The organism is Deinococcus phoenicis (genome assembly GCF_000599865.1).
GTDB lineage: Bacteria > Deinococcota > Deinococci > Deinococcales > Deinococcaceae > Deinococcus > Deinococcus phoenicis.
In genome coordinates, this window is record NZ_JHAC01000050.1 from 77,500 (window position 1) to 85,248 (window position 7,749).

Genomic DNA, 7,749 nt, shown 5'->3' on the forward strand with positions numbered 1-7,749 from the left:
GTTGTTCAAAAAGGATCTGTGCGCCCCACAGGATGCCGCGCAGGGCAGGCGAGCCGTTAGAATGCCTAACGAGCGTTAGCCAGACAAACCGGCCGAGGCTGCCCCCGGGCAGCACCCCGCCCTGGCGCTCAGGAGGCCCCAATGATTCAGCCGTTCACGTCTGACCCCCTCCAGTGGGTCGCAGAAGACGGCCGTCCAATCCGGGAACTGCCCGCACGCTTCACGCCCGACGTGTTGCGTGACCTGTACCGCGAGATGGTGCGGGCGCGGGAGTTCGACAAGAAACTCGTGACCCTGCTCAGGCAGGGCCGCACGACCTTCTACGCGCAGGCGAGCGGGATGGAAGCCACCCAGGTCGGTCTGGCCCGCTCCATCCGCGTCGGACACGACTGGGTGTGGCCGTACTACCGCGACCACGCGCTGGCGCTGGCGCTGGGCGTGCCGATGCTCGACCTCGTCAGCCAATGCCTCGGCACCAATTCCGACCTGTGCCGGGGCCGCCAGATGCCCCACCACTTCGGCGCGGCGCGGCAGAACTTCGTGTCCATCAGCTCCTCCATCGCGTCTCAGGTGCCGCCCGCCGCCGGCAACGCGATGGCGCAGAAGTACCTGGGCGTCGACGAGATCACCGTCTGCACTTTCGGGGACGGCGCGACCAGCGAGGGCGACTGGCACGCGGGGATGAACATGGCGGGCGCGGCCGGGGCACCCTGCCTCTTCGTCTGCGAGAACAACCAGTGGGCGATCAGCACCAACCTGCGGGCACAGACCGCCAGCGAGAACATCCACATCAAGGCCAGGGCTTACGGAATGCCCGGCTACTACGTGGACGGCAACGATATCGTGGCGGTCATGGAGGTGCTGTCGCAGGTGGCGGGGGACATCCGGGCCGGGAACGGCCCCGCGCTGGTCGAGTGCCTCACCTACCGCGTCGGCTCGCACAGCAACGCGGACGCGGACGCCGAGAAGAACTACCGCACCCGCGAGGAAGTGAACGCCTGGCTGGCCCGCGACCCGATTGTGCGCGTCGAGCGCCTGCTGGACCACCTGGGCACACCCGTGAGCGCCGAGGAGCGCGCCGAGCTGATCAGCGCCACCCACCGCGAGGTGGACGAGGCCGTGCTGAAGGCCGAGGCCACCGGGCAGCCCGACTGGCAGATCATGTTCGAGGACGTGTATGTGGACACGCCGGTGCATCTGCGCGAGCAGGCCGCCTTCCTGCGCGCCGAGCAGACGGTGCTCACGGATGGGGGGGTGCAGGCATGACGGCCACGCAATCCAAGCCCAACGCGAAGGGCGCTGCCGGTGAGGCACGCACCCTCACCCTGATCCAGGCTATTACCGAGGCCATGCACGAGGAACTCGCCCGCGACGAGCGCGTGGTCGTGTTCGGGGAGGACGTGGGCGCGCGCGGCGGCGTGTTCCTGGCGACGGCAGGCCTGCAAGAACAGTTCGGCCCCCGGCGGGTCTTCGATACCCCGCTGAGTGAGGCCAGTGTGGTGGGCGCGGCGGTCGGAATGGCGGTGCGCGGCCTGCGCCCCATCGCCGAGATCCAGTTCGCGGACTACATGGGGCCGGGCTTCGATCAGATCATCAGCCAGGCGGCCAAGATCCGCTACCGCTCGGGCGGGCAGTTCACCGCGCCGCTGGTGATCCGCACCCCCTCGGGCGGCGGCGTCAAGGGCGGGCACCACCACAGCCAGAGTCCCGAGAGCTACTTCACGCACACGCCCGGCCTCAAGGTCGTGATGCCCAGCACGCCTTATGACGCCAAGGGGCTGCTCAAGGCCGCCGTGCGTGGGGGTGACCCGGTGATCTACTTCGAACCTAAGCGGCTTTACCGCGCCGCGAAGGGCGAGGTGCCCGCAGGGGACTACACCGTCGAGATCGGCAAGGGGGCCGTGCGCCGCGAGGGTAGCGACCTGACCATCATCGGCTACGGCGGCGTGATGCCCGACGCCGAGAAGGCCGCCCAGGCCCTCGCCGCCGAGGGCGTGCAGGCCGAAGTCATCGACCTGCGCTCGCTGGTGCCCTGGGACCGCGACCTGGTGCTGACCAGCGTGGCCAAAACGGGCCGGGCCGTCTTGGTCAGCGAGGCCCCCCGCACCTCGAACTTCATGGGCGAGGTGGCCTACGTGATCCAGGAGGAACTGTTCGATCAGCTGCTCGCGCCGGTCGGGCAGGTGGCGGGCTTCGACACGCCGTACCCCTACGTTCAGGACAAGGTGTACCTCCCCGGCGCGAACCGCATCGCGGCGGCGTGCGTGCGGGCGCTGAACTACTGACCCGTGCGCCCTGACCTCCCGCGTCCCCTGATCAGTATCGTCGGTCTGGTGCTCGGCTTCACCGTATACGCCCTGGCCGGGCGCGCGCCGGAGCCGTGGCCGGGTGTTTTGATCGGTGGAATGTTCGCGCTGCTGGGCATTGCGGCCTGGTTCTATGGCCGGGGCGAGCGCTGGATTCAGGTCCTGGGCGTGCTGCTGCTGGTCTACGGCGTGGTCCGGATGGCCTTCCTCCACTGACGTTTTTCCACAACCAACGAGGTGCTCCATGAAAGAAGTGCTGCTGCCCGAACTCGCCGAGAGCGTGGTCGAGGGCGAAATCCTGAAGTGGCTGGTGCAGGAGGGCGAAACGGTCGCCCTGGAACAACCCCTCTGCGAGGTGATGACCGACAAGGTCACGGTCGAACTGCCCAGCCCCGTGGCGGGCGTGCTCCACCAGCGGCTGGCGCAGGAGGGCGACGTGGTGGCCGTTCACGCGGCCATCGCCCTCATCGCCGAACCCGGCGAGGCGGCGGGTGGGGCAGGGGAGGGCGTGCAGAACGCGGCGGCCAGCACTGCCCCCAGCGCCACCCAGGCCATCCAGGAGACGGGTGAGAATCCCACCACCACCGACGCGAACCTGCCCCCCCAGGCCGCCGAGGAGCGCGAGCAGGTCGGCGGGGCCGCCGAGGGTGGGAGCATCGTGGAGGCCGGGCACATCGCCAGCAAGAGCGACGACGATGCCAGCCTCTTCAAGGCCTTTTCTTCCGACGAGGCCGTCACCGTGCAGGGCCTCGGCACGCGGGGAGGCGGCACCGCCACCCTGCCCCGCCCCGCCCAAACCCATTCGGCACAGACCCCTCCGGCGCAGACCAGCGCCCCGGCCCGGCAGGATGGGCGCGTGCTGGCCGTGCCCGCCGCCCGCCAGCTCGCCCGCGAACTCGGCGTGGACCTCGCGCAGGTGCAGGGCAGCGGTCCCAACGGGCGTGTGCGCGTGCAGGACGTGACGGCCCACACGCAGAGCCAGAACGGAGCAGGCCAGACGACCGCCCCGGCTCAGGCGGCCCCGGCCCCGGCGCCCGCACCCCAGGCCGCCCCTCAACCCGCCGCCAAGAGTGCCGGCGGAATGCCCGTCGCGCCCGTGCAGTACCGCACGCCCAAGGGCTACGAGCAGCTGGAAGACCGGGTGCCGCTGCGGGGCATGCGCCGCGCCATCAGCAACCAGATGCAGGCCAGCCACCTCTACACCGTCCGCACCCTGACGGTGGACGAGGTGAACCTGACCAAACTGGTCGAGTTCCGCAGCCGCGTGAAGGAGGACGCGCAGGCGGCGGGCGTGAAGCTCAGCTACCTGCCCTTCATCTTCAAGGCGGTGGCCGTGGCCCTGCGCAAATACCCCAGCCTCAACAGTTCCTTCGACGAGGCGACGGGCGAGATCGTGATGAAGCGCTACTTCAACCTGGGCATGGCCGTGGCGACCGACGCGGGGCTGACGGTGCCGGTGCTGCGCGACGTGAACCAGAAGAGCATCTTCGAGCTGGCGCGGGAAGTGACCGATCTGGCGGGCCGCGCGCAGGCCGGGAAGCTCACGCCCGACGAACTGGCGGGCAGCACCTTCTCGGTCACGAACATCGGCTCCATCGGCGCGCTGTTCTCCTTCCCGATCATCAACGTGCCCGACGCCGCCATTCTGGGCGTCCATTCCATCGTGAAGCGCCCCATCGTGAACGAGCGTGACGAGATCGTCATTGCGCACATGATGTACCTCTCGCTCAGCTTCGATCACCGCCTGGTGGACGGGGCCGAAGCCGCGCGCTTCTGCAAGGAAGTCATCCGGCTGCTGGAAAACCCCGACCGGCTGATGCTGGAAGCGATGTAAACGGCGTTTCCCTCCGGCGGCCAGTCCACGGGGCTGGCCGCTTTGCTGGAGCGAGCAGGGTAAAACTCCAGCCAAGGACAGGTCATGCGTGCGTCAGCTTGGCCCGGTAGTGTGGTTGTTCACGGGACCTGCGCCGCAGTTGCGTCCCCCTGGATTGGATACAGTGACCTGATGACCCGCACCCGTACCCTCGCGCTCCTGACCCTGCTCACGCTCGCCGCTCCGGCGCAGGCGCTGAAGCTGATCGTCTGGGACCGCGAACTCCAGACCAAACTGGGGTACGGCGAGACCAGCGGGAGCCGAATGACCGTGCAGCTCGTGAAGGACTACACCGGCCCCGTGGTCGCGCTGTTCTCCCGCGAGGACGACGAGAAGGCCCGCGGCCTCTATCCCACGTTGCAAAGCCGCTACGACGGCACGCTCAAGGCCGGGCAGCTGACCCTGGACGTTCAGAACACGCCCGTGACCCTGCTCAAGCTCCTGGGTGGGCTGAAACTGACGCTGGTGCTGCAACCCACCAGCCAGGTGTTTGTCCTGCCGGGGCTGCGGAGCATGACCGACACTTCTCCCAACCATACCGATCAAGGAGGCCGCTGAATGCTCGCCCAGATTCTCGTGGTGGAGGACGATCCGCACCTCGGGCCACTGCTCAAGGAGTACCTGTCCGCCGATTACCTCGTTCAGCACGCCGCCACCCTCAGGGACGCGCAGGCCTGGCTGGGCACCCACTCGCCGCAACTGATTCTGCTCGACCTGAATCTGCCCGACGGCGACGGCCTGGATCTGGTGCAGGCGCTGCGGCAGTACTCCAGTACGCCGGTGCTGGTGCTGTCGGCCCGCAGCGGCGTGCAGGAGCGGGTGGCGGGCCTGAACGCGGGCGCGGACGACTACCTCACCAAGCCCTTCGCCATGCCGGAACTCGACGCGCGCATCACGGCCCTGCTGCGCCGCACCGCCGCCGGGACGGGCGTGAACCTGGGCAACACCAGCCTCAGCACCAGCAGCCTGCTGCTGACCGTGAACGACAAGAACGTGAACCTCACCGAACATGAGGCGCGCATCCTGGAGCTGATGATGCGGACACCCGAGCGGGTCTTCTCGCGCGCGGATATCGAGTCGCACCTGTACGGCTGGGAAACGCCCAACAGCAACAGCGTGGAGGTGCGGATCTCGCAGCTGCGCAAGAAGCTGGAACACGCCGCCAGCGACCTGAGAATCCGCACCATCCGCAACGTCGGTTATGTCCTGCAAGCGTAGGCCTGTCCGAACTACACTCCGGCCATGACCCCGACCTCGGCCCACCCTGCGCCCACCCGCCGGGGTGGGTTTCTGCGTTCCTCCCGGGGGGGCGGTTGACCCGGCCCGCCCCCCTCCAGACCGCGCGGGTCGCGTGGCGGCACAGCCTGCGCTTCCGGCTGGCGCTGGTCTATACCCTGGTGGCCCTGGCGCTGATCAGCGTGATCGGCCTGGGCGTGATGTCGCTGCTGCTGCGCCAGATGGACAAGCAGTTTCAGGCCCGGCTCGACGAGCGCGCCGACACGCTGGCCGAGGCCTTTGTGGAAAGGGGGCAGGGCCTCGGGAAGTCGCCGGGCGGGACGGGCATCTACACCATGATTCTCGACGAGGACGGGCAGGTGCTGGCGGCCACGCCCAGCCTGCGGCAGTACGAGAAAGCGCCCTTCCCCTTCGCGGGGCAAAACGAGGTGCCGCTGAACGGCTCCCCGGCCCGGACCACGACCCGCAAGCTGAAGGACTTCGGGACGCTGTGGGTGGCCCTGCCGGAAGACGCCCTGGTGGACGCCCGCCAGAGCGCCACCCGCGCGCTGCTGCTGGCCCTGCTGGTCACGCCCGCGCTGATGCTGATCGTGGGGTGGTGGGTGGGCCGCCGCGCCCTGGCCGACCTGGGCGAGGCTGCCGACCTCGCCGACCGCATCGACCCGACCCGCAGCGTTGCCACGCTGCCGCTGCCGGCGCGCGAGGACGAGGTCCACCGCCTGCTCGCCGCGCTCAACCGCCTGCTGGTCCGTATCGAGGCCGTGCAGGCCCGTGAAAAGCAGCTGCTGGGGCAGATCGTGCATGAACTCGGCGCGCCGCTGACCGTCCTGAAAGCCAGCCTGGCGCGGGCCAGCGAGCGCACGGCGGACCCCGAGGTCGTGCGGGCCGCCCTGGTCGCCGACGAACTCACCTTCACCACCCAGGACCTGATGCAGCTCGCGCGGGGCCAGCTGGAGATGAAGGTGGCGTGGCACTTCATCCCCGCGCGGACGCTGCGGGGGCGGCTGGACCGGCTGGTGCCGGGGATCACCTTCACGGGCGACTGGGGCGGCATGCTGCTGTGCGACCCCGACCGGCTGACCCAGGCGCTGCGGAACCTGCTCGCCAACGCCCGCCGCGCCGCCGGACCGGGGGGCACCGTCACCCTGAATCTGGCGGAAACGGCCGACCACGTGACCTTTACCGTGCGCGACAGCGGCCCCGGCCTGCCCCCCGAACTGGGCGAGCGGATTTTCGAGCCGTTTATCAGCGGCAGTGGCAGCAGCGGGCTGGGCCTGAGCGTGGCGCGGCAGATCGCCGGAATCCACGGCGGCACCCTCACGGGCGGCAATGCGCCGGAGGGCGGCGCACAGTTCATCCTGACCCTGCCCGGCGTGGCCCTGGGGGACGAGGAGGACGAGAGCCTGGAGACGGCCGATTCCGCCTCCTGATCCGGCCTCCGATTGAAAGGTTGACCTGTCGATCTGGAAATCCGACCGAAGAGAGCAGGAGAAACGACGGGTTCTGCGGTATGGAGCACCAAGCGGCGCTTGAGCGGCCCCGCCCCCGCTATCCTGCCGGGGTGACCACCACGACCGCCCAAGCGGAACTGCACGCGCTGCTCACCCTGCGTTTCACGCCCGGCCTGGGTCCCCGGCGCACCGAGAACCTGCGGCGGCACTTCGGCAGCGCGGAGGCGGCCCTGAGGGCACCCCTGACGGCCCTGCGGGACGTGCCGGGCCTGGACGCGAAGTCGGCGGCGGGCCTCGGCACGGCCAGGCCACGCGAGCAGGCGGAAGCGGAACTCGGCAAGGCGGCAAAGGAGGGCGTGACCCTGCTGGGGCGCGGGTTGGACGGGTATCCGGCGGCGCTGGAGGCCCTGGGTGATCCTCCGCCGGTGCTGTGGGTAAAGGGTGACCTCCCCGACTTTCCGGTCGTGCCGCGGGCGGTCGGGATCGTGGGGACGCGGGGGGCCAGTCCGCACGCGCTGGGCCTCACGCGGGCGCTGACGGCGGACCTGGCGCGGGCCGGCGTGGTCGTGGTGAGCGGGCTGGCCCGTGGCGTGGACACCCAGGCCCATCAGGCGAGCGTGGACGCGGGCGGCGTCAGTGTGGGCGTGTTGGGCAGCGCCGTGAACCACATCTATCCCAGTGAGAACGTCGGCCTCGCGCGCCGCCTGACCCTGGTCAGCGAATACCCGCTGGGCACCGGCCCCGCGCAGCATCACTTCCCGACACGGAACCGGCTGATCGCGGCCCTGTCGGCGGCGACGGTGGTCGTCGAGGGCGAGCTGAAAAGCGACTACTCAGCTATATCACCGGGTCCAGCGACACGCTCAGCCCCCCGCCGTTCCGC

8 protein-coding genes are annotated in these 7,749 nt (G+C 69.6%); all 8 read left to right on the forward strand.

From position 1 onward, the window contains the following. Window positions 1-141: 141 nt before the first annotated feature. Window positions 142-1,266, forward strand: coding sequence for a thiamine pyrophosphate-dependent dehydrogenase E1 component subunit alpha (locus DEIPH_RS14605; RefSeq protein WP_034359454.1), 1,125 nt, complete (start codon window positions 142-144; stop codon window positions 1,264-1,266). Then, window positions 1,263-2,285 (forward strand): alpha-ketoacid dehydrogenase subunit beta, encoded by a 1,023-nt coding sequence (locus tag DEIPH_RS14610; protein WP_034359456.1) that lies wholly within the window; start codon window positions 1,263-1,265, stop codon window positions 2,283-2,285. The genes DEIPH_RS14605 and DEIPH_RS14610 overlap by 4 nt, the downstream gene beginning before the upstream one ends. A gap of 3 nt (window positions 2,286-2,288) precedes the next feature. Continuing rightward, complete coding sequence (locus tag DEIPH_RS14615; protein WP_034359458.1) at window positions 2,289-2,522, forward strand: hypothetical protein; 234 nt, start codon at window positions 2,289-2,291, stop codon at window positions 2,520-2,522. A 28-nt stretch (window positions 2,523-2,550) separates the two neighbouring features. Further along, complete coding sequence (locus tag DEIPH_RS14620; RefSeq protein ID WP_034359461.1) at window positions 2,551-4,140, forward strand: dihydrolipoamide acetyltransferase family protein; 1,590 nt, start codon at window positions 2,551-2,553, stop codon at window positions 4,138-4,140. A 171-nt stretch (window positions 4,141-4,311) separates the two neighbouring features. Further along, complete coding sequence (locus DEIPH_RS14625; protein WP_034359463.1) at window positions 4,312-4,737, forward strand: hypothetical protein; 426 nt, start codon at window positions 4,312-4,314, stop codon at window positions 4,735-4,737. After that, the gene (locus DEIPH_RS14630; RefSeq protein ID WP_034359465.1) at window positions 4,738-5,397 is read left to right on the forward strand and encodes a response regulator transcription factor; all 660 of its coding nucleotides are present in this window, start codon (window positions 4,738-4,740) and stop codon (window positions 5,395-5,397) included. A 95-nt stretch (window positions 5,398-5,492) separates the two neighbouring features. After that, window positions 5,493-6,845 (forward strand): sensor histidine kinase, encoded by a 1,353-nt coding sequence (locus DEIPH_RS14635; RefSeq protein WP_034359467.1) that lies wholly within the window; start codon window positions 5,493-5,495, stop codon window positions 6,843-6,845. A 131-nt stretch (window positions 6,846-6,976) separates the two neighbouring features. Then, a partial coding sequence (locus DEIPH_RS14640; RefSeq protein ID WP_051517415.1) for a DNA-processing protein DprA occupies window positions 6,977-7,749 on the forward strand: 773 nt, incomplete at its 3' end.